A 21,448-nucleotide genomic window follows, 5' to 3' on the forward strand; every position below is an offset into this window, starting at 1 on the left:
TAATATTTAGATGTTTTCATAAAAAATCTCCTTGAACAGTATTGTTCGATTTTCTACTTTTGAATTCAATTATTTTGAGTGGGGATTACCCTACGATTTTTAGTTGTCTTTTCCTATTGTTTTTCTATATGGCTGTCAGTAATGAACCTGATTACATGCCGAGTCAACAAAACAAAGTAAGCTCTTATACAACAGCACACACAGAATCTGAACACTCAAACGATGATAAGCAAATGTCTGATCAACAAATGAAAAATATGCCTCATAATGATAGCCATACAGAATCTTCTCGTTAAGTAATCAATGATGACTAATTTACGTAATGCCCTTGTTGTAGAAGGGGGAGGTATGCGTGGCGCTTTTACCTGTGGCGTACTCGATGCTTTTCTACAACAAAACTTCAATCCATTTGATCTATTTGTGGGTGTTTCATCAGGTTCAACCAATCTTGCTAATTATCTTGCCAAGCAACACGGTCGCAATATTGAACTATACCTCGACCATTCACTGCGTCCTGAATTTATCCGCTATGGTCGTTTTTTTAAAGGCGGTGATTTATTAGATATGCAGTGGATGTGGGATACTGTTGAAAAGGAAAACCCTTTAGATCAAAACACGCTATTTGCACAAAATCCTGATTTTTACATGGTCTTAACCCATGCTCGATCTGGTCATGCCGAATATTTACGCGCAGGCAAAGACAATATTATTGACGGATTACGTGCTTCAAGCTCTATTCCCTATCTTACAAGGAAAGCTGTTGATATTTTTGGTGAGCCTTATTTTGATGGTGGTGTCGCAGATGCTCTTCCAGTGCAATGGGCAGCTCAGCAAAGTAATATTAAGAACCTATTGGTTATACGTACTCGAACCCAAAGTTATTTCAAAGCCAGTAGTAAAGCAGACCAATTTTTTGCCAAATATTTGATGAATCAATATGCTGGATTTTCAGATAGTCTTAAGCAACGTTGCCAACGTTACAACGCAACTGTCGATTTTATGCGTCAAAATAATCAGCAAGGTATTTTAGAAGTTTGTCCACCTGACAATAAAATGTTAGCTGGTCGTTTATGCAAGGATAAACGAAAATTGCAATATACCTATGAAGTTGGCTTGGATTGTGGTCGCAAAGCCATCGAAGATTGGGAAAAATTTTCCAAACAAGCATAAAGTCTTTTTAGTTTAGTTTGTCTTCAACAAGTATGTTGTGTCATACCCTTCACGAGGAAATGCATCTTTGGTGATACTTTCTATCTCAATGATTTGACCTTTTCTTAAAGTCACTGGAAGTGGATGTTCAATTTTTATTTTCATGGTTTGATTGACGAATGTTTGACATCCACTATCCGCTCTTCCATGCTTTTCTGCTTTAAGCACTTTTATGTTGATAAACAATTGACTTTTAACAAGCTTATCTTGGTGCTGATTGTTAATGTTAGCTATTGTTAGGGCTTTAACATCTAAGACTTTAGCACTCAATAAGCAGTGGTTGACATAAGATGCCCAAGTAAAATTAGGAACAGTCACAGTCAACATCAACCCAAAAATATGAATCAAACACTTCATCTAATGGTCCTTTTTCCAAAACTTCCATGACTTTTCAGGGCAAGTATAAAGTTTGTCAGAAACTGAGATTTGAGCATTGGTTTTGAGATCAAAGACTTGAAATTGGCATTGGTTATTTTGATATTGACCTAAAATTTCGTAATCATGCCCAGCCTGAGGTCTAAAAGAAGCAACAGCATCCACACATTGATCAATCACTTGTGCTTTTGTCCGAGATGAATCAGTCGCTCCAAATACAAAACCATATAAATTCACTGGTTGATCTGCATTTAAGATAAACTCTTTATAGGAAATCAGTTGATAGGTTCGCATCGCATTGCTTTCAGCTTCTTTCTGCATTGCACTACGTGGCATCCCTTCTTCGATATTAAAAGTGATTCTCGCGTACGCTTTTAGCGCAGATAATGCACCATTTCCACTTAAGTAATCCCGTATCCCAGCTTTTCTTCCTTCACAATCAAATGAATGTTGAATTAAAGTTTTTGTCGCACCCTTTCGATAGACTCGAATCCGCGACTGTGTCGCTGGGTCATAAATTTTTGGCTTTGTTTCCACCTGCACCTCATAAGGTAATGGTGCTGATTGCTGTGTTTCGGCATGTGTAAATACACTGAATTGAAATACGACTCCAAATAAAAATAAAACCTGAAGTTGTACCATGCCATGCTTATATAATCTGTTCATTTTATTTTTAAAATACTAAATATATCTTGAAAAGACTTTACACGATGATCTGCTTGTGTCGATATTACTTTTTGTTCTGGGTCAAATAAAATGGTCTGCATACCGACAGATTTTGCCCCCACAATATCAACAACTTCATTATCACCCACGAAAATACATTGCTCAGGCAAAAGTTCAAGTTGGTGACACGCCAACAGGAAAATTTTGGGATCAGGCTTTCTTAACCCAACGGCTTCTGAAACGATAATGCTAGAGAAAAGCTTCTCTAATCCTAATGCCTGAAAATTACGCTCTTGAAATGGGCTCCGACCATTAGAAATGAGCCCAAGCGAAAAATTAGTCTTAACCAATTGATCAAGTACCGAATCAACACTTTGAAAAGCCACACAAAACTCGTTAAAATCTTGAATATAACTCGCGAGCAAATCTTGTGTTGTATATTTGGAAATCTGAAACTCTTGAATGAGTTGTGCATAAACTTTGTCTTTCCACACAGCACCATTCGCATCGAGAGCAATAAAACGTTGAATAAAGTTTTGCTGTTGTGACAGTGGAACAAGGGTTAATGTATTGAGTTGCCAATTTAAAAATTGCACAAGTGAGGAAGTTCGATCTAAAAGTGTTTGATCTAAATCAAATAATACAGCTTGTATCATTTTATCGTCTACTCAATAATCAAAATATTCCATTCAAAAAATATCTAAGGTTTATGCCTGATTCAATCAGCTAATCCATTAAATCCTTGTAATGTCTCTAAGGTGATACCTGCTCCACCACAGACTATAACCAAAACCTGATCAGATAATTTAAACTGAATTTTTTGATCATAAAGTACAGATAGTGTTGCGCCACATGCGGGTTCAACCAAAAGACGATGATCATCAACAAACTTTAGACATGCGTTGACAGCCTCTTGATCTGAAACAATTCGACTGTGTATATCAAATTGTTGACTCAGTTCAAATGCATTTTGACAGACTTTTTTTGCAGCCAAAGTGGTCGCTATACCGCTTACACAATCCAACGCAACATGCTGTTGAGCTATCATTGATGCATTTAAAGATGCTGTGCCCTGTGTCTCAACAGCATAAACTGGAACATGCCCTAGCCCATGTTTATTTAAACCAGCAACCACACCGGAAAGTAGGCTTCCACCACCAACTGATAAAACGACGGCATCAGGTATAACCCCCTCAGCAATCACTTCATCAATCATTGGGATTATACCTTCCCATAACAGTGGGTCATCAAAAGGGTGAATAAAAACATCGTTTTGTGTTAATAAAGACTGTGCTAATGCATTCGCTTCACCCCATGAAGCACCATGTACAATCACTTCAGCGCCTTGTTGAGCAATTAACTCTCGAGCGCGTTGTGCTGTAGTCTCAGGAACAATGACTGTTACAGGAACACCGAGTTGTCGTCCTGTATAAGCAACCGCTAAACCTGCATTTCCCCCTGAAGAGCTGACAAATCGCTGAGCGCCTTGCTCAAAATATTTTTGACAAGCATAACTAATACTTCGCTGTTTAAAAGAAGCAGCAGGTTGTAAAGCCTCCATTTTTAGCCATACCTGACATTGATTGAGTTGACTTAAAACGAGTGACTGTATTAACGGGGTTTTTATACTGAGCATTGATGATGATATTCTCTTACTTGATTTCAACTATTTTTTAAATTTTGGTACATATCGATATGTGGGATTCCACAATCCAGATATGTTTCACCTTGTAATTGAAAACCCAAGTTCTCATAAAATTTTGTCGCATAGACTTGCGCAGATAGTTTAAGTACAGTTCTACTTTCCTGTTTTGCAACATCAATAATATATTGCATAAGCAGCTTACCGATCCCTGCACCACGGTATGTTTTTAATACCGCAACACGCCCAATACTGTCATTTTGTAATAACCGCGCAGTTGCAATGGGTTGATTCTGCTCATACATGACAAAATGCAATGAAACAGCATCTTGATCATCCCATTCTTCCGCTTCACTGATATTTTGTTCTTCAATAAAAACCTTTCTACGAATCAATTGTGCATCGTGTTGAAGTTGGCTCCAAGGTCCTGATTGAATTTCAAATCGACTCATTTGTTAAATCCTAATACCCAATAAATTGATCATTGATTGTTTCAAATTATGCTACTGTATACTGACAATGCATTCATTATCACTTACTTAACAAAACTTGTAGAATAATTATGTTTCTAAATCAAAAATTTAAAGTATTTCTTTATAGCGCAATTTTACTCTCCACTCAAAGTATTTACGCTAAAGCATCCGAACTAGATCGTGTCAAAGTGATCACACAAAGTATGATCGGATTATTTTCTCAAGAAGATCACCAAGACCAACTCAATATAAAAATGGCTGCGGCAATGGCAGGTATTTCAGAAGCTGAAGCAAAAAAGAACAGTGATGAAAGTGCTGAAAAGCAATTAACGGCATCTCAACAAATGAAGGAGATTCTTAAAGAACAGTTCAATGCTGATGACTTTAAAATTGTTGCGCCTGCATTTGAACGTCACTTAAAAGCGCAAGGCTCTGCATATAAAAGCTGTCAACAAAGCGGCAAGATCATTGAAAATAATGACAATTTTCAAGTTCCATTAAGCTGTAAAGTTCCGGTCATTAATTTTGATAATATTCAAATGCCTGTACGAGACAGTAAAGACAGTGAAGCAAAATCCGTTGCGAAAGGTACAGACTTTTTAACTGATCTCATCAATAAAGCACCACGTGAAGTATTCGCAACCAGTATCTTGATTCATAAGATAGACGGACAATTGATTCCAGAAATGGATAATCCACAATATTTCCCTGATACTGTTGCTCAAAAAACAGCAGGTGAAGCAGAAGCTGAACTCAATAAAACCAACCAAGAATAGCATGTAAACTTTGACCTGATCTTGGTATTTGATTGTATCTAAATATCAGGTCACTATGGGTTAAGCGTATAAACTTACGCCTAGCCCATAGAAAGTATCGGGTGTTTCAATCTGTACAAAATCAATCCACTTCTCAGCTATGCTCTAATCAGCACTTTTCTCCAATACCTTGTTGATCCCATTGATTATTCAGCAACAATTCCAAGGATTGCTTGTGAATGCCATACATGGTTTTCAAGGCTTGAATCTGTGCCAGAACGGCAGGGTCTGGTTCAACAAAATCTTTACGTTTCGTTGCCAAAATCATTTTATTTTTACTGGTATGTTCCAAAGCAACAAACTCAAAAACTTTGGTTTCATAGCCATAGGCTTTGAGTAATAAAGCACGAATCGTATCTGTTAACATCTCTGCCTGTTGTCCAGCGTGAATACCAAACTGCAACATCGGTTGTAAAACTTGTGGACTTTTCAACTGTGGACGTAATTCTTTATGGCAGCACGGCGCGCACATGATCATTTGTGCATTTAAACGAATCCCCGTATGAATCGCAAAGTCCGTTGCAACATCACAGGCATGTAGGGCAATCATCACATCCAGATGTGAAGGATGATAGGTTCTTACGTCCCCTTGGAAAAAGTCCAATTGCTCAAAACCTGAGGCTTTTGCCACATCTTGGCAGAACTTCACCATTTTATCATTCAGCTCTACCCCCGTCACATCAGCAGTTTGATGATGTTTAGCCAAATAATCATACAAAGCAAAGGTCAAATACCCCTTGCCTGAACCAAAATCTACCACCTTTAATGGCTGTGCTTGAGATTGTGTCTGGTCGCGTAGTTCTTGTGGCAGTATCTGGGTCAATGCCCCTGAGAAAATTTCAATAAATTTATTAATCTGCTTCCATTTACGTGCCATGCTTGGAATCACTTGTGCATTGGCATCGGTAATTCCAAGCGGTTGTAGGAAATAACTCTGTTGATCGACAAAACGCTGTTTACTACGGTCGTGTGCTTGCTGTTCGGTTTTAGAGGATTTGCCCGCTTTGTTTTTGCTCACTGTGAGTAAGGCTTTCTTCTTATTCTTTTTAAGCTGTATCTCTGCTTCATCGGTAAATAAATTGGCTTGTTTACACTGTTCTGCCAACTGCTGAATCGTGCTTAAAGCATCGGATAAAGGATAGTTTTTTGTAATATCATTGGTTTTATAACGATATAAACAACTCAAAACAGACTCTTGTTGTAATTGGATGACTCGAAAGGTCATTTTCTCCAAATCTGTCAATTCACCTTTATACTGACTTAAAATTAAACGATCTAAATTTTGATTATCAATAGCTTGCTGTACGCTATCAAAAAACTGTTGTTCTTGCACAGATAAACTCGCGACATCAGACATGATCAAAACTCGTATTAATTAAGTTACCTATTTTAAAACGTCTTACTTTAAAGGTAAAACTGCATTACTATACAAGTGTATTTTTAAGGTCATAAAATCTAATGTCGAATGATCAAATGATTCATACTTATGCCGCACACGAAGAACGTATCAATGCTTTGAGTCATGCATTTGGTGCAATTTTGGCTGCAATTGCGACTGTATTTATGCTGATTAAGGGACATGATCTACACGGATGGCAATTTTTTGGGTTGGTTGTTTATGGATTGAGTATGATTCTATTATTCTCAAGTTCAGCAATTTACCACTTTGCTGTCGATGAAAAAAAGCGACATTGGTATAAAAAACTTGACCATACGGCGATTTATTATTTAATCGCCGGAACATATACACCATTTTTGGCGATTGCAATTCCAACAGCTAAAGCTCATTACTTACTGATTGCACTTTGGGTGATCGCTGCTATTGGAACACTATTCAAGTTAATATTCATCCATCGTTTTGAAAAGATTTCCTTGGCTGCCTATTTAATTATGGGATGGCTTGCTGTGCTCGTTATGGATGATATGCAACAGTTTTTGCGACCAGAAGCATTAAAATTATTGGTCATTGGCGGTTTAGCATATACAATAGGCGCATTGTTTTATGCCTTAAAAAGCGTAAGATACACACATGCTATTTGGCATATATTTGTTCTGATCGGTGCAGGATCACATTTCCTTGCAATCTATCTTTACGTCATTTAATTCATAGACACTCAAAATTCAGTGACCCTGATGGAGTGGATTTGAGTTGATCTCGTTGTTTTTTTAAGAAATTACGCCTTTTTTAAAAAGATTACGCTTTAAAGACTCGTTTTACTTTTAAAAGTGTAAGGTTCACCATGGCGTCATCAACTATTGCTACTCCAGAAATTCAAACAAATTCAAAAACTCGCGTTCTTTTCGCAAGTCTTGTCGGCACAACAATCGAGTTCTTCGATTTTTATATCTATGCCACTGCCGCAGTCCTGATTTTTCCACACTTGTTCTTTCCAGCAAGTACAGATCCGATGACGGCAACCATTCAATCACTCGCGACATTTGCCATTGCATTTATTGCACGTCCAATTGGTGCTGCTGTGTTTGGTCACTTAGGTGATCGTATTGGTCGTAAAGCAACACTGGTCGCAGCCTTGTTGACTATGGGTATTTCAACAGTGTGTATTGGTCTGCTTCCAACTTATGCTCAAATTGGTATTGCTGCTCCACTGTTACTTGCTCTCTGCCGTTTAGGTCAAGGTTTAGGTCTGGGTGGTGAATGGTCAGGTGCTGTATTACTTGCTACTGAAAATGCGCCTGAAGGCAAACGTGCTTGGTATGGGATGTTCCCACAGCTAGGTGCGCCGATCGGTTTTATTCTTGCAACAGGTTCTTTTCTTGGTCTTGGCGCATTAATGTCTGAAACAGACTTTATGCAATGGGGCTGGCGTATTCCATTTCTTGCAAGTGCTGCATTGGTGATTGTCGGTTTATATATTCGCTTAAAACTGCATGAAACTCCTGCTTTCCAAAAAGTATTGAACAAGCAAAAAGAAGTAAATGTCCCGTTTAAAGAAGTTGTGACCAAACATTATAAAATGTTATTCCTTGGCACAATTGCAGCGGTTTGTACTTTCGTTGTGTTCTATCTGACCACTGTATTTGCGCTCAACTGGGGAACCAAACAACTGGGTTACTCTCGTGCACAATTCTTAGAAATGCAACTTGTTGCGACTCTTTGTTTTGCTGCCTTTATTCCACTGTCGGCTGTATTTGCTGAGAAATTTGGACGTAGAGCAACCTCAATCGGGGTATGTGTTGCCTCAGCACTGTTTGGTTTAGTGTTTGCAAGTATGCTTGAGTCAGGTAGTACAGTGATTGTGTTCTTGTTCTTATGTGTAGGTTTAGCACTAATGGGCATGACATATGGACCGATTGGGACTGTTTTATCTGAAATCTTTCCGATTTCTGTTCGTTATACAGGGTCAGCATTAACCTTTAACTTGGCGGGTATTCTAGGTGCATCATTTGCTCCTTTAATCGCAACAGAGCTTGCGACCAAGTACGGTTTACAAGCTGTTGGTTACTACTTAACAGCTGCATCTATTCTTTCGCTTTTGGCATTCTTGGCAATTCGTGAAACTAAAAATGATGATGTAAACAACCAAGTTTAATCGCGCGATAAGATCAAAGAAGCCTGCAATTTTGCAGGCTTTTTCATTGATTTTTTGAGCTTAGTCAAATTTAATTTAACCTGAGTTCGATAAAAATTCTTGATGAAAGGTGATACAGTCAAACCGCCTGATTACTCATACAAGTGATTTGGATGGTTCATTTATTTTGTACTTTTTGAATCATTGATGGTCTTGCTATCGTGAGGTGACATGGATGTCGCCATGTTGAGCGGGGGTAAAGGATGTACCCCTCGCTCAACGAAAGATTTTTGTCACTTTTCATTTCTGAAAAGTGAGGCATCGCTTACGCAAAAGAATTTAAACTTTAGCACTAAAGCGTGGCAGTGCAGCTTTAGATCATCAAACAATCTATTGATCGCCTTAATTTTATTGATCAAGAGAAATGAAACTATATTGATGGTGGCGCTTACGGAGCTTTGCTCCTCATGCCAAAACAAGTATGGCGAACCCTTGCGGAGCTCCGCTCCTCATCCAAAATCGGATGAAAATCCAGAAAAATCCACATAGATTTATTATCTTTCAATGGGTTGAAGATTTAATTGCATCGAATTCACGTTAATTTAATGTGGCTAAAAATCTGGCTTAGAGACGATTTCCACAAGCTGATTGGTAAACGGCTGCATAAATGATAAATAACTTGCGTGTAGCGCCATACGAGTTAAATCAGTATTGAAGGGTTCAGGATGATACAGCTTATCTCGAATAATCGGATGTCCGATATATTGCATATGTACGCGTAATTGATGTGAGCGTCCTGTAATCGGAGTGAGTAATACTCGGCTGATATCTTTTTCAGCATCATAGCTTACTGATTCAAACAAAGTTTGTGCAGGTTTTCCCAATTCAAAATGCACAATCTGACGGGGACGATTCTCCCAATCAGTAATGAGTGGCACATCAACTTGACCATTACTATTGATTTCACCTTGGACCAAAGCAATATAATTCTTTTTAACTGTTCTTGCTTGAAACATTTTACTGGCTGCTACTTCAGCATCACGATGCTTAGCAAAAAGCAAAATGCCTGAAGTTGCCATATCCAGACGATGCGTGATTTTGGCATTTGGATATAGTGCTAATATTCGAAAGTAAGCACTGTCATGATGTTCAGCTAAACGTCCAGGAACAGATAACAAACCTGCAGGTTTATGAATGGCGACAAAATCATCATCTTCAAAAATAATTTCGAGTGGGTCTAAAGGTGGCTGATAAACAAAGCCATCATCAATGGGCATGTGGATTGTGTGTTGATAAGAATTGCCGAAAAATAGCAACAGACTGAAAAGCTGTCAAGGGAACAACAAAGAGATTACTTTGCAAAAATAAAACTTCAATCTCCTACGATATTGAAGTTTTATATCAAACTAACATCATTCAACCTAAAACAGCTCAAGCCTGAATATTTAAAACCAGCTGTCGTTTTTTCACCTGTTGCCCAACCTGCCCCACGACCTCTTCAACCACACCATCCACATCAGATTTAATCTGCTGTTGTATTTTCATTGCTTCTAAAATCAATAAAGTCTGCCCTTTAGAAACAGTATCTCCAGGATTGACAAGAATATTGATGATTGCACCATCCATTGGAGCACGGATTTTACCATCCCCAACAATATCTGTACTTTCTGGTGGTGCATAAGTAACATTTTCAACCGCAATATTGCCATTTACGGCATCTAAATATAATCGATTTCCATCTAAGACATAGTCGACTAAACGACGTACCGAATGTATTTCATAAATCAGTTGTTGTGCATTTTGCTCAATCAAGTGGATGTCAAAGGTCTGTCCACAAATTTCAACACCCACTAAGTTTTGATCACGTTTTACCAGTACCTCTATGTGCTGATCGTCATGTTTCAATTTCAACGGTAAAGATAAAGCAATCCCTGTATTCCAACTGCTTTGAGTGGAAGCATTGGTGAATAGTGCTGCTGCGACAGCCAAATGCTCTAAAGCTAATGTTTGCGGATGTAGACTTGGATCCGTTTGAAAATGCTCTTGAATAAACGCCGTGTTGGTATCACCTTTGACAATGATCGGATGTCTAAGCAAATTTACCAAAAACTGTTTATTGCTGTTTACTCCCAAAAGAACACAGTCATCTACAGCACGCGCCAACAGCCGAATAGCATCTTGTCTGGTTTTACCATAGGCAATGACTTTCGCCACCATTGGATCATAAAAAGGGCTAATTTCATCCTGCTCGAGTAAACCATGATCAATGCGTACATGAGGCAGCTCCGCAGCTTGCCAACGGTATATTCGCCCGGTTTGAGGTAAAAAATCCTGACGAGGATCTTCTGCATATAAACGAACTTCGATTGCATGTCCTGTTAAGCTCAACTCAGATTGCTGAAGTGGTAGGATTTCTCGATTGGCAACACGGAGTTGCCATTCCACGAGATCTAGTCCAGTAATCAACTCAGTTACGGGATGCTCAACTTGCAAACGTGTATTCATTTCCAAGAAGTAAAATTCACCCGATTGATCCAATAAAAATTCGACTGTTCCCGCCCCGACATAATTACAAGATTTTGCTGCGGCTACAGCAGCCTCCCCCATTTGTTGGCGTAAGCTTTCAGTCATGACTGGACAAGGTGCTTCCTCAACCACCTTTTGATGACGGCGTTGAATCGAACAATCACGTTCAAACAGATAGACATAATTGCCATGTGTATCGCCAAAAACCTGAATTTCAACATGACGAGGGGCAATCACCGCTTTTTCAAGAATGAGCTCACCTGAACCAAATGCATTTTCAGCTTCAGAACGTGCTGTTTTTAAGGCTTCGACAATATCGGCTGATTGTTGAACCAGACGCATGCCTCTCCCACCGCCCCCTGCGGATGCTTTGACCATCAATGGATAGCCAATTTGATTGGCTTGTTGTTCTAAGTAGTCTATATCTTGCTGATCACCTCCATAGCCAGGCACACAAGGCACACCTGCCTGAATCATGGCAATCTTTGAAAGTCGTTTACTTCCCATCAATTCAATCGCGGAAGCAGGCGGTCCGATAAAAGTAATCTTATTTTCAGCACACGCTGCGGCAAAGTCAGTATTTTCAGAAAGAAAACCATAACCGGGATGTACGGCATCTGCTCCTGTTTTTTGACATGCTTCGATAATATTATCTATAGAAAGATAGGATGCTGAAACCTTTGACGCACCGATATAGACAGCTTCATCTGCAAGCTGTACATGCCGTGCATGACGATCTGCATCTGAATACACAGCGACTGTTTGATAGCCCATTGCTTTTGCTGTTTTCATTACGCGAACAGCAATTTCACCACGATTCGCCACCAATATTTTTGAAAATGCCATTCTCGTTTTTCCTGTTTTTTATATTCTATTGCGTTGATTATCTGTATGTTAGGGTCTGTTGACAATTCGTCTATGTTTGCGACTAGGTGTGTTTTTTAGGCGATTCTAGGCACGAAATACGAAATTTAGTCATTCTAAATAAGTAGTTCGTAACAACGAATCGGCAAAAAACACACTAGTCCCGAAGGGTTGTGGCTAAAATTATCTCAGACTATGTTATGAAACTTGAAAATAAACTCGTTATTCTCTTCGTTTCATGCCTTGCCTGCTCAATTTTAACCTACAACGCAAGCCATTTATGAAATGTCAACAGCCCCTAATGATAAGTCGCCCACTTAAAATCTATCCTAATGTCTTGGCTATCTATCAAACCAATTCGGTTCTCGTTTTTGTATAAATGCCATAGTCCCTTCCATGCCTTCCTCTCCACCGACAGCCTGCGCAAATTGCTGTGCAGCATCATCCAAAAGTGCCGTTAAAGGCTCATTTAAGGTTCGATGCAATAATGCTTTGGTCATACGAGAGGCTTGTGGCGCAGTCCGTTTAATTTGCTGAATAGTTTCAACCAATAACACTTCCAATGCTTTTTCATTCTCGACGACTTCATGTACCACACCAACTTTCAAGGCGGTATGACCTTCAAAACGTGATCCCAACAGCGCCAAACGACGTGCTTGTGTTAAGCCAATTCGCTTGACTACAAAAGGTGCGATCTGCGCAGGAATCACCCCTAAACCAGTTTCAGGTAAACCAAATTTGGCATCCGCAAGGCTGATTGCAATATCTGAAACGCAAGCCAAACCAAAACCACCACCCAACACTGCGCCTTCTAATACAGCAACTACGGTTTGTGGAGCTTGATCAACTTGTTGAATCATATGTCCAAATTGACGATTAAAATCGACATAGGGTTGATGAGAGCCTAGATTCATTGCCTCGCCACGCAGTTGTGCCATATCTTTAATGTCACCACCTGCACAAAAATGCCCACCTTTACCACGTAAAATGACCGCACGAATTGATAAATCTTGTTCGATGACTTGGAATACTTGTTGAATCGCTTTGACCATATTCAAACTCATCGCATTACGACTGTCAGATCGATTAAGCCATAAAGTTAAAATACTGCCCTCTTGCTCAAGTTCTATACTTGAATCAAATACCTGCGCTACTAGAGATGCTGAAAGTGTCATATCGATATTCTCCCTATTTATTTACGCTTAGACGGTAAAATATCCATCAGTTTACAAATAATACCGAGCATGATTTCATCAGCGCCTCCACCAATTGAGCCTAAACGCCCATCTCGATACAGTTGAGAAGCAGGGTTATCCCACATGAAGCCATTGCCACCCCAAAACTGTAAACAACTGTCAGCCACTTCACGGGTTAAACGCCCTGCTTTGAGTTTTGCCATAGACGCTATTTCAGTCGCATTACCACCATCAATATGAATTTCACATGCACGATAGGTTAAAGCACGTAAAGCCTCGACTTCTGTCATTAACTCTGCAAAACGAAAGTGTACATATTGGTTGTTGATCAAAGGTTGTCCAAATGTGCTACGTTCTTTGGTGTATTGAATGGTTTGCTGAATGACATTCTCTAAACCACCAATGGCATTGGCAGCCGCCCACATACGCTCTTCTTGAAATTGCATCATCTGCATCATAAAGCCCATGCCTTCAGCACCCACCAAGTAACGCTGTGGTACACGAACATTGTCAAAATAGACTTCTGCGGTGGTGGTTGAGCGCATGCCTAGCTTATTTAAAGGTTCTGAGAATGAGATGCCTGCGGATTTTGCAGGAACAATAATCATTGATTTGTTGACATGCGGTTTGTCATCAGAGGTGTTGGCAAGTAAGCAAAAGAAATCTGCTTGTAATGAGTTCGTAATCCACATTTTACTGCCATTGATGACATAATCATCACCGTCTTTTCTAGCAGTGGTTTTAATTGCCGCAACATCTGAACCCGCATGAACTTCTGATACTGCTATAGAGGCAACATAATCACCTGCGATTGCAGGAGTTAAAAATTCATCTCGTAATTCTTTGCTTCCAAAACGTGCCAAAGCAGGGGTTGCCATATCTGTTTGCACACCTATCGCCAAAGGTACGCCACCACAAGCTGCACGCCCAAGTTCTTCAGCCACCACAAGGTTATATGAATAATCTAAGCCCAACCCTCCATTTTCTTCAGGTTTACAAATTCCCAATAACCCTAAGTCAGACAGCTTTTTAAAAACATCATGAATTGGAAAACGCCCTTCGACCTCCCATGTCGGAATATATGGATTGAGTTCGGTCTCAACAAACTGGCGTGTGGTACGGCGTAATGCTTCATGTTCTGGTGTAAATTTCATTGTTTTTCCTTAATCTAATTTCTCCAACCTTTCTTTGATCAGGTGGGACATTCTTCCTTTTTAAAGGTGAGATATGTTGAGTTCCACAATGGGGAATTTTTAAAGCCTTGACACTCCAAATCGTATTGGATTCAATTTTCGATGTTCAGCTTCGTAAATAGTTTCAAGCAAAAAAATCAATACTTTGCGTGTGTCTCTTGGATCAATAATTCCATCATCATGAAGCATTGCGGTATTGAATAAGGCGGTAGACTGTTGTTCTAATTTTGCGGCTGTACTTTGTTCCAAAAAGTCTAACATCTGTTCATTCGGCTCCATGCCTGAAGCTTTCTGTTTACCTTCAGCCACAATCCGTAGCACCTTACCTGCTTGAGCAGAACCCATGACTGCCACATGTGAGTTGGGCCATGCTAAGATAAATTGTGGTGACAGTGGACGACCACACATGGCGTAATTTCCTGCGCCATATGACCCCGCAACAACAATTGAGATTTTTGGGACCGTCGTATTTGCTACTGCTTGGATCAACTTCGAACCATGTTTGATGATGCCGTTTTGTTCTGCATCTGTTCCAACCATAAAACCTGTGGTGTTATGTAAAAACAGTAAAGGACGCTTGGTTTGCTCGCAGAGATGAATGAATTGAGCGGCTTTGGTTGCCCCTTGAGGAGTAATCGGTCCATTATTGGTAATAATACCAATGTGTAATCCACCAATTTTTGCCCAACCGCACACGGTCAATGCATCATATTCTTGCTTCACTTCGAAGAAATCAGAATCATCGACAATCCGTGCAATCACTTCCTTCATATCAAAAGGTTGTTTGGGATTTGCAGGAATAATGCCGAGCAATTCCTCAGCAGGGTAACGTGGCTCTTGATAATTTAAATTGAGTTTTTGCGTTTGCTCTTTCCAATTGAGATGTTCAAATACATCACGTGCAATACGAATTCCATCAGCGTCATTTTCAGCCAAGAATTCAGCCGTTCCAGCAACCTGTGCATGCATTTCCGCACCACCGAGTTCTTCAGCAGTTGCAACCTCACCTGTAGCGGCCAAAAGCAAAGGAGGACCTGCAAGCAACATCTCGGTTTGTTTGCGCACAGCAATCACATAATCAGATAAGCCCGGTTGATATGCCCCACCCGCTGTTGCATTACCATGTACTACAGAAACTTGGGGTAGACCTGCCGCAGAAAGTCTGGCTTGATTGGCAAAGGTCATTCCACCATAGGTAAATACTTCAGCCGCGTAGTTGAGATTTGCACCGCCACTTTCGGTCAGGGTCAGCATCGGTAATTTTTGTTCGAAAGCAATCGCTTGTAGGCGTAAGGTTTTTTGAACTCCCATCGGAGACATCGTCCCACCTTTGATCGCACTATTACTTGCAGAAATCAGACAGCGAACACCACTGACAAATCCAATCCCTGAAATAATGCCCCCTCCTGCATCAGATCCATCTTTATCATCATGCATGCCGTAGCCGACTAAACCACACAACTCAACAAAAGGGGAATCCGCATCTAAGGCTAGACGAACACGCTCATGTGGTAAAATTTTGCCTTTTTTATCAAATTTAGCTTTGGCAGCATAAGACTTTTCAATGTTCTTATTTTGAACTGCACGCACTTCAGCAATTTGATTCAATAATGCTTGTTTATTCTGTTCAAATTGCTCACTGCCGACTGCAATTTCGGATTGGAGAACAGTCATGTATTTTCTCCTATTGTTGAGTTATTTGATGAATTGCCTAATTGTTCTTTGAGTACATCTGGAATAAAAGCACGATGGAAGCCATTGAATGATTCGCTATTCACAGCATCCGCCAATGGATACATACGCGTCCCTAAAGAAGCTGCTCCATCGATACGGAGTGTAACTCCAGAAATAAAACCTGCCGCTTCTGAGAGCAAATAACAGATTGCTGAAGAAATTTCGGACTCTGTTCCCATACGTTTGAGTGGCACATTACCTGCCAAGCTTGGAATGATAAATTTGGCAAAATCACCTGAATAATTATCCATTCCCGATGAGATAATCCATCCTGGTGCGACACAGTTCACCCGAACACCTGAACGTCCCCATTCTACAGCCGCTGTTTTGGTCAAATTATCCACACCAGAACGGGCTGCACCTGAGTGTCCCATCCCTGGCATGCCTCCCCACATATCGGCTGCCATATTGACAATACTGCCACCATGTTTTGCCATCCACTGGTTATATGCTTCTTTCATTAAGTAGAAAGTGGCATGCAAGTTATTGCGTACCACGGCATCAAATCCATTGGCTGAAATACCTTCTAAGTTTGAAGGGAATTGCCCACCTGCGTTATTCACCAGACCATCAAGTTTGCCAAATTTTTCAATCACTTCAGCAATCATGTCTTTGACTTGTTGTTCTTCACGGTTATCGCAAACGATCTGATGTACTTTCCCACCATCTTCAATGATTTCTTGACTTACTTTATTGAGCTTTTCAATTTTCCGCCCAGTAATAACAACTTGAGCACCTAAAGATGCCAACTCATGCGCAGTACAGCGACCAATACCAGAGCCACCACCTGTCACAATAATGACTTTATCTTGAAAAGCATCCGATCTAAATATTGAGTGATAATGCATTGTTTTATTTCCAATTTGTTTTCTTTTAGATTGCTTATTTCCTTAGCCTCTGCTTGATCAAGGCAAAGAATTCCACCTTGCCAGAAACTTATACGGGCTTTAAATGTTTAGGAATTTTGACAGGCATATCCAACAGTTGTTGTGCAAAAGCTTTGCCTTGCGGATCAATACGTAAACTGGCAATTCCACCGCCACCCAGTGCATTTTCCAGCATAAAATTCAGCGCATTCAATCCGGGGATTTCATAACGAATGACTTGAGATTTTTGTGGGTCTAACACATGCTGCATATATGCTTTGACATTTTCTTCAGTCAAGTTGGCACGAATCCAAGGCAAATATTCAGCTTGACGTGCAATCACCCCAATATTGCTATGGTTACCCTTGTCTCCACTACGCGCATGAGCGATTTCAACCAAAGGAACCGTTATTTCCTGACCTGAGAATTGGGCAATGTCTCCAACAGGCAATACATCATAGGTCTGTTCATTTGAACCTGATGGAATTTCAACTTTATGGCGCTGTCCAGCAATATCTATTTCTATATTGAGTGTTGATTTGTCCACTAAGAATGAAAAGAGTTTTATCACGGGTGAGGCTTTAGGGCGACCGCCAACGATGCCTGCCAGTGCAGGTGCCATTCCTGTAGATGCTTGTGCAATTTCCGAAGCAAAAAACAGACATGCTTCTTTAAACATATGTTTTACTGCAATTTTGACCACGACTTCACGGCTTTGAATAGGTTTTGCATTGCCCCCATAAGTACTTTCAGTGCCCAATATCTCAACAGACTTTTCAGAAAATGGCGGCACTGAACGTAAAGCTAAAACACGTTCGCATTTATTAAGGATCGCATCTGCAATCACCTGAGCTTTTTCTGGTGCTTCACGCCCTGCGATCAAAAAGCTTACCAACACCCGATATCCATCTGGGTAAGTTGCACTGACCTTATATTGCTGAGTGGGCGCTCGACCTTTTGCACCAATAACCAAAACCCGATCCTGTTCGAGTTGTTGTAATTTTACTTGGCTAAAATCCGCAGTGACATCGGGTAGTAAATAGGCTTGAGGATTACCGATTTCATAAACAATTTGTTCAGCAACTGTCGCAGTCGAAACCAGTCCCCCTGTACCTTTGGGTTTAGTTACAATGAATGAGGCATCGGATTTAACTTCAACAATCGGAAATCCCATATTGTCAAAACCTTGGACCAAACGCCAATCGGTGAAATTCCCCCCTGTGCATTGCGCACCACACTCAATGATATGACCAGCCAAAGCACCTTGGGCAAGTTTGTCATAATCATCAAAAGACCATTGATATTCATGCAATAAGGGTGCAAGTACGACAGCAGAGTCCACCACCCGTCCTGTAATCACAATATCTACGCCTTGATCAAGAACATCGCAAATTGGAATTGCACCGAGATAGGCATTACAACTTGCAAGCTGATCGGGTAAGTTTTCTCCACTAAACATTTCTTGAATATTTTGTGCTTTTAAAGTGGTCTGTTGAGCGAGTAAGTCATCTCCCAATACCACAGCAATTTTTAAATTTAAGCCTTGAGCATCAATCACTTTTTGCAAAGCATCACGACAAGCCAAAGGATTCACACCACCTGCATTGCTGATCACTTTAATATTTTTATCGCTGATTTTTTTAAGTAATGGTGTCATCACGCGACTAACAAAGTCTAAAGCATAGCCATGCTCAGGATTGACCATCATCGCTTTTGCCATGATTGACATGGTGATTTCAGAAAGGTAATCAAACACAAGGTAATCAATGTCAGACATATGTACCAGTTGAAATGCGGCAGTATTGGTATCGCCCCAGAAACCTGAGGCACATCCAATTTTCACAATACGCTGATCGTCCATTTTCACACCTATCTTGTTTTGATTGTTCTGAATAAAATTTATGCATCAATTTACCAAGCAAGCGCTTGGTTTGTAAAGTGCAAAATGTTATCCTGAATTGGCAAATGTGTTAAAACGCATTTCAAACAATAAAAAAATGGCTTAACTTTATGGAAAAAAATGATCCGATGATCGCTAATTCAATCAATGATATTCAACCGATTGCCTGTTTTGATGACAGCCCTAGAGGTCGTTTATTGCTGGGTGCTGCTTACCTTTTTCACAAACAAGGTTATGCCAAAACAACTGTGCGTGAGTTAGCCAATTTTATTGGAATTCAATCAGGTAGCTTGTTTCATCATTTTAAAAGTAAGGATGATATTCTTGCCCATGTGATGCAACAGACCATTATTTATAATCATGCTCGTCTGTTGGATGCGATTAAAATATCAGATGATCCTGAGCAACAATTGAAACACTTAATTAAAGCTGAACTGATCTCTATTAGCGGCGATACAGGTTCAGCGATGGCTGTTCTGGTTTATGAATGGTTTGCTTTATCTAAACCAAGACAGGATGAGTTGCTTAAACTTCGCAATGCTTATGAAGATATTTGGCTGACTGTGATTGAAAAGCTACGTGAACTCAATAAAGTCCAACATGATGCTTTTATTTGGCGTCGCTTATTGGGGGGTGCAATTGCTTGGACAGTCACGTGGTATAAACCCAACGGTAAAATGACAATGGATGAATTGACTGAAACCGTTTTAAGTATGGCTTTGAAATAAATGTTGGTTGATTTCTCTGCGTCAATTTCTTATTTTTTGAAATTCGAAATAAAATAAGTTTTGTTTTCATGATAAAACTGACAAAAATAATGTTTAAAACATACTCTCAACGATACATTACCGCTTCGGCAATTCACGCATTGGCTCAACGCTTTAATTTACCCTATGATGCTTTTATGCAAGATTGGGAATATGAGGTTGCTGACCCAAATCGTATTGATGAATTTATAGATGCTTATCTTTCAAATGAACTCAATGAAGACGAAAAATTTGCACTGATGGAAACGATTTTACAATCGTTTGAGGAGTCTTCTAAAACGCTAGATTCAGATCAGCAATGGAACACAATTCTTCAGCTTTTAGAAGATAACCTCGACATTCATGCAACGACGATTTGTTATTGGGCATGTGGAAATTCAGCTTACACGCTGTGTTGGAGAATAACGCCCGACTTACGGAAAATTAAACTTCGAAATCATTTAAAAATTACCCCAAAATAAAAGAGATTCTCCTTTGGCATATCATCATAAATAGATCATTTAATTTGCAAAAAATCAAAACCCCAACTGCTTACTGATCAAATCCTTCATGATTTCTTCTGCACCACCGCCAATCATATTAACCTTCACTTCACGGTAGATTCGCTCAGACTTCGTTCCACGCATAAAGCCCATTCCACCAAGCGTCTGTACCGCGGCATCTGCACAAAATTGCATGCATTGTGTTGCAACATTCTTCGACATACAAATCTGTGCGATTAAATCACTTCCCTGTAATTCAGCTTTACCCATACGATAAGCTGTATCTTCCAACAGTGCACGCGTATAGGTTAAACGCGTTGCCATATCCACCAGTTTATGACGTACCACTTGATGATCAACCAAGCGTTTACCAAAAGTTTTTCGATCTTTAGACCACTGTAAAGCTTCTTCATAACATACCAACGCATAACCATATGCCATAGAAGCTAACCAAAAACGCTCCATATTAAAGTTTTTCATAATCACTTTAAAACCTGCGTTTTCTTCTCCTAGAAGATTTTCTACAGGCACTTTGACCTGATCAAAATGCAAATGGGCAGTATCTGAAGCCCACCACCCCATTTTCTTTAACGGAGATTTGGTAATACCTTCACTATGCGCATCCACCAATAGCATCGAAATTCCATTGGCACCTTTTATTTCTGGATTGGTTCTTACAGCAACGGTGTAATAGTCAGCTCGCATGCCTGAAGTAATAAAGGTTTTTTCTCCACTGAGCAGGTAAAAGTCACCGTCTCGTATCGCTTTAGTTTGTAAGGCAGCAACATCTGAACCACCAGTAGGTTCAGTGATTGCCAGCGCAGAAATTTTCTCGCCTGCAATAATTTGTGGCATCACTTGGTCACGAATATGAGGCTGTGCAAAATAATGGATCGGAGGCGTTCCTATGGTATGAATCATCAGTGAGATATGTACTCCGCCTGAACCCGCTTTAGCTGTTTCAACTGCTGCAAGGAACACATGAAATGCATCTGCATATGGTATTCCGCCATGATCTTCATCAAACCCTAAACCTAGTAGTCCTATGGATGCAGCTTTTTGATAAAGTTCTCGTGGAAAGCTTCCCGCCTCATCCCATTCATTGACATAAGGGCTAATTTCTTTTTCCACGAACTTCTTCACACTATCAGCAAATGCACGATGTTCAGCGGTGTAGTAAATCGGGTTATTTAAATGATCCATCTCTTGT

At 40.0% G+C, this 21,448-nt stretch carries 21 protein-coding genes; 7 read left to right on the forward strand and 14 right to left on the reverse strand.

Annotation, left to right across the window (positions count from 1 at the left end):
* The first annotated feature begins 128 nt into the window (after positions 1-128).
* Positions 129-296 carry a hypothetical protein gene (locus AAV97_RS00765; RefSeq protein WP_228136490.1) on the forward strand — a complete coding sequence of 56 codons (168 nt, stop codon included), beginning with the start codon at positions 129-131 and terminating at the stop codon, positions 294-296.
* Between the two features lie 7 nt (positions 297-303).
* Entirely contained in the window at positions 304-1,170 is an 867-nt protein-coding gene (locus AAV97_RS00770) for a patatin-like phospholipase family protein (RefSeq protein ID WP_046759540.1), read from the forward strand.
* Positions 1,171-1,182: 12 nt separating this feature from the next.
* Here AAV97_RS00770 and AAV97_RS00775 read toward each other — a convergent pair whose 3' ends face one another.
* From AAV97_RS00775 to AAV97_RS00795, 5 genes are all read right to left on the reverse strand, one after another.
* A complete protein-coding gene (locus AAV97_RS00775; protein WP_046759541.1) occupies positions 1,183-1,566 on the reverse strand; it encodes a hypothetical protein in 384 nt (127 codons plus the stop codon).
* A complete protein-coding gene (locus AAV97_RS00780) occupies positions 1,567-2,250 on the reverse strand; it encodes a hypothetical protein (RefSeq protein WP_046759542.1) in 684 nt (227 codons plus the stop codon).
* Positions 2,247-2,906 carry an HAD family hydrolase gene (locus AAV97_RS00785; RefSeq protein WP_046759543.1) on the reverse strand — a complete coding sequence of 220 codons (660 nt, stop codon included), beginning with the start codon at positions 2,904-2,906 and terminating at the stop codon, positions 2,247-2,249. The genes AAV97_RS00780 and AAV97_RS00785 overlap by 4 nt, the downstream gene beginning before the upstream one ends.
* Positions 2,907-2,968: 62 nt before the next feature.
* Positions 2,969-3,886: a pyridoxal-phosphate dependent enzyme gene (locus tag AAV97_RS00790; RefSeq protein ID WP_046759544.1), complete on the reverse strand. Its 918-nt coding sequence runs from the start codon at positions 3,884-3,886 to the stop codon at positions 2,969-2,971.
* Positions 3,887-3,912: 26 nt separating this feature from the next.
* Positions 3,913-4,344: a GNAT family N-acetyltransferase gene (locus tag AAV97_RS00795; RefSeq protein ID WP_009586291.1), complete on the reverse strand. Its 432-nt coding sequence runs from the start codon at positions 4,342-4,344 to the stop codon at positions 3,913-3,915.
* A 110-nt stretch (positions 4,345-4,454) separates the two neighbouring features.
* On the opposite strand from AAV97_RS00795, the gene AAV97_RS00800 reads away from it, so the two are divergent.
* The gene (locus tag AAV97_RS00800; protein WP_046759545.1) at positions 4,455-5,141 is read left to right on the forward strand and encodes a hypothetical protein; all 687 of its coding nucleotides are present in this window, start codon (positions 4,455-4,457) and stop codon (positions 5,139-5,141) included.
* 148 nt (positions 5,142-5,289) lie between these two features.
* Here the strand turns inward: AAV97_RS00800 and AAV97_RS00805 are convergent, their stop codons facing one another.
* Entirely contained in the window at positions 5,290-6,537 is a 1,248-nt protein-coding gene (locus AAV97_RS00805) for a class I SAM-dependent methyltransferase (protein ID WP_046759546.1), read from the reverse strand.
* 101 nt (positions 6,538-6,638) lie between these two features.
* Between AAV97_RS00805 and trhA the strand changes: the two genes are divergently transcribed.
* Positions 6,639-7,283: a PAQR family membrane homeostasis protein TrhA gene (gene trhA, locus AAV97_RS00810; protein ID WP_005031225.1), complete on the forward strand. Its 645-nt coding sequence runs from the start codon at positions 6,639-6,641 to the stop codon at positions 7,281-7,283.
* Positions 7,284-7,420: 137 nt separating this feature from the next.
* Positions 7,421-8,731, forward strand: coding sequence for an MFS transporter (locus AAV97_RS00815; protein WP_046759547.1), 1,311 nt, complete (start codon positions 7,421-7,423; stop codon positions 8,729-8,731).
* A gap of 590 nt (positions 8,732-9,321) precedes the next feature.
* Here AAV97_RS00815 and AAV97_RS00820 read toward each other — a convergent pair.
* The 7 genes from AAV97_RS00820 to AAV97_RS00850 form a co-directional block, all read right to left on the reverse strand.
* Positions 9,322-9,987: an RluA family pseudouridine synthase gene (locus AAV97_RS00820; RefSeq protein ID WP_042089008.1), complete on the reverse strand. Its 666-nt coding sequence runs from the start codon at positions 9,985-9,987 to the stop codon at positions 9,322-9,324.
* Between the two features lie 154 nt (positions 9,988-10,141).
* Entirely contained in the window at positions 10,142-12,082 is a 1,941-nt protein-coding gene (locus AAV97_RS00825) for an acetyl/propionyl/methylcrotonyl-CoA carboxylase subunit alpha (protein WP_046759548.1), read from the reverse strand.
* A 359-nt stretch (positions 12,083-12,441) separates the two neighbouring features.
* Positions 12,442-13,275: an enoyl-CoA hydratase/isomerase family protein gene (locus AAV97_RS00830; RefSeq protein ID WP_046759549.1), complete on the reverse strand. Its 834-nt coding sequence runs from the start codon at positions 13,273-13,275 to the stop codon at positions 12,442-12,444.
* 17 nt (positions 13,276-13,292) lie between these two features.
* Entirely contained in the window at positions 13,293-14,450 is a 1,158-nt protein-coding gene (locus AAV97_RS00835) for an acyl-CoA dehydrogenase family protein (RefSeq protein ID WP_004830333.1), read from the reverse strand.
* Positions 14,451-14,549: 99 nt separating this feature from the next.
* Positions 14,550-16,163: an acyl-CoA carboxylase subunit beta gene (locus AAV97_RS00840; protein ID WP_046759550.1), complete on the reverse strand. Its 1,614-nt coding sequence runs from the start codon at positions 16,161-16,163 to the stop codon at positions 14,550-14,552.
* Positions 16,160-17,071 carry an SDR family oxidoreductase gene (locus AAV97_RS00845; RefSeq protein ID WP_005031233.1) on the reverse strand — a complete coding sequence of 304 codons (912 nt, stop codon included), beginning with the start codon at positions 17,069-17,071 and terminating at the stop codon, positions 16,160-16,162. Before AAV97_RS00845 ends, AAV97_RS00840 begins: the two co-directional genes overlap by 4 nt.
* 88 nt (positions 17,072-17,159) lie before the next feature.
* Positions 17,160-18,950, reverse strand: coding sequence for an acyclic terpene utilization AtuA family protein (locus AAV97_RS00850; RefSeq protein ID WP_046759551.1), 1,791 nt, complete (start codon positions 18,948-18,950; stop codon positions 17,160-17,162).
* Between the two features lie 167 nt (positions 18,951-19,117).
* Between AAV97_RS00850 and AAV97_RS00855 the strand changes: the two genes are divergently transcribed.
* Together AAV97_RS00855 and AAV97_RS00860 are read left to right on the forward strand one after the other, a co-directional pair.
* The gene (locus tag AAV97_RS00855) at positions 19,118-19,717 is read left to right on the forward strand and encodes a TetR/AcrR family transcriptional regulator (RefSeq protein WP_010591459.1); all 600 of its coding nucleotides are present in this window, start codon (positions 19,118-19,120) and stop codon (positions 19,715-19,717) included.
* Positions 19,718-19,806: 89 nt separating this feature from the next.
* Positions 19,807-20,217: a hypothetical protein gene (locus AAV97_RS00860; protein WP_227543951.1), complete on the forward strand. Its 411-nt coding sequence runs from the start codon at positions 19,807-19,809 to the stop codon at positions 20,215-20,217.
* A gap of 54 nt (positions 20,218-20,271) precedes the next feature.
* Here the strand turns inward: AAV97_RS00860 and AAV97_RS00865 are convergent, their stop codons facing one another.
* Positions 20,272-21,441 (reverse strand): acyl-CoA dehydrogenase family protein, encoded by a 1,170-nt coding sequence (locus tag AAV97_RS00865; protein WP_046759553.1) that lies wholly within the window; start codon positions 21,439-21,441, stop codon positions 20,272-20,274.
* Positions 21,442-21,448 lie beyond the last annotated feature (7 nt).

It is taken from the genome of Acinetobacter sp. Ag2, assembly GCF_001005515.1.
Classification (GTDB): domain Bacteria; phylum Pseudomonadota; class Gammaproteobacteria; order Pseudomonadales; family Moraxellaceae; genus Acinetobacter; species Acinetobacter bereziniae.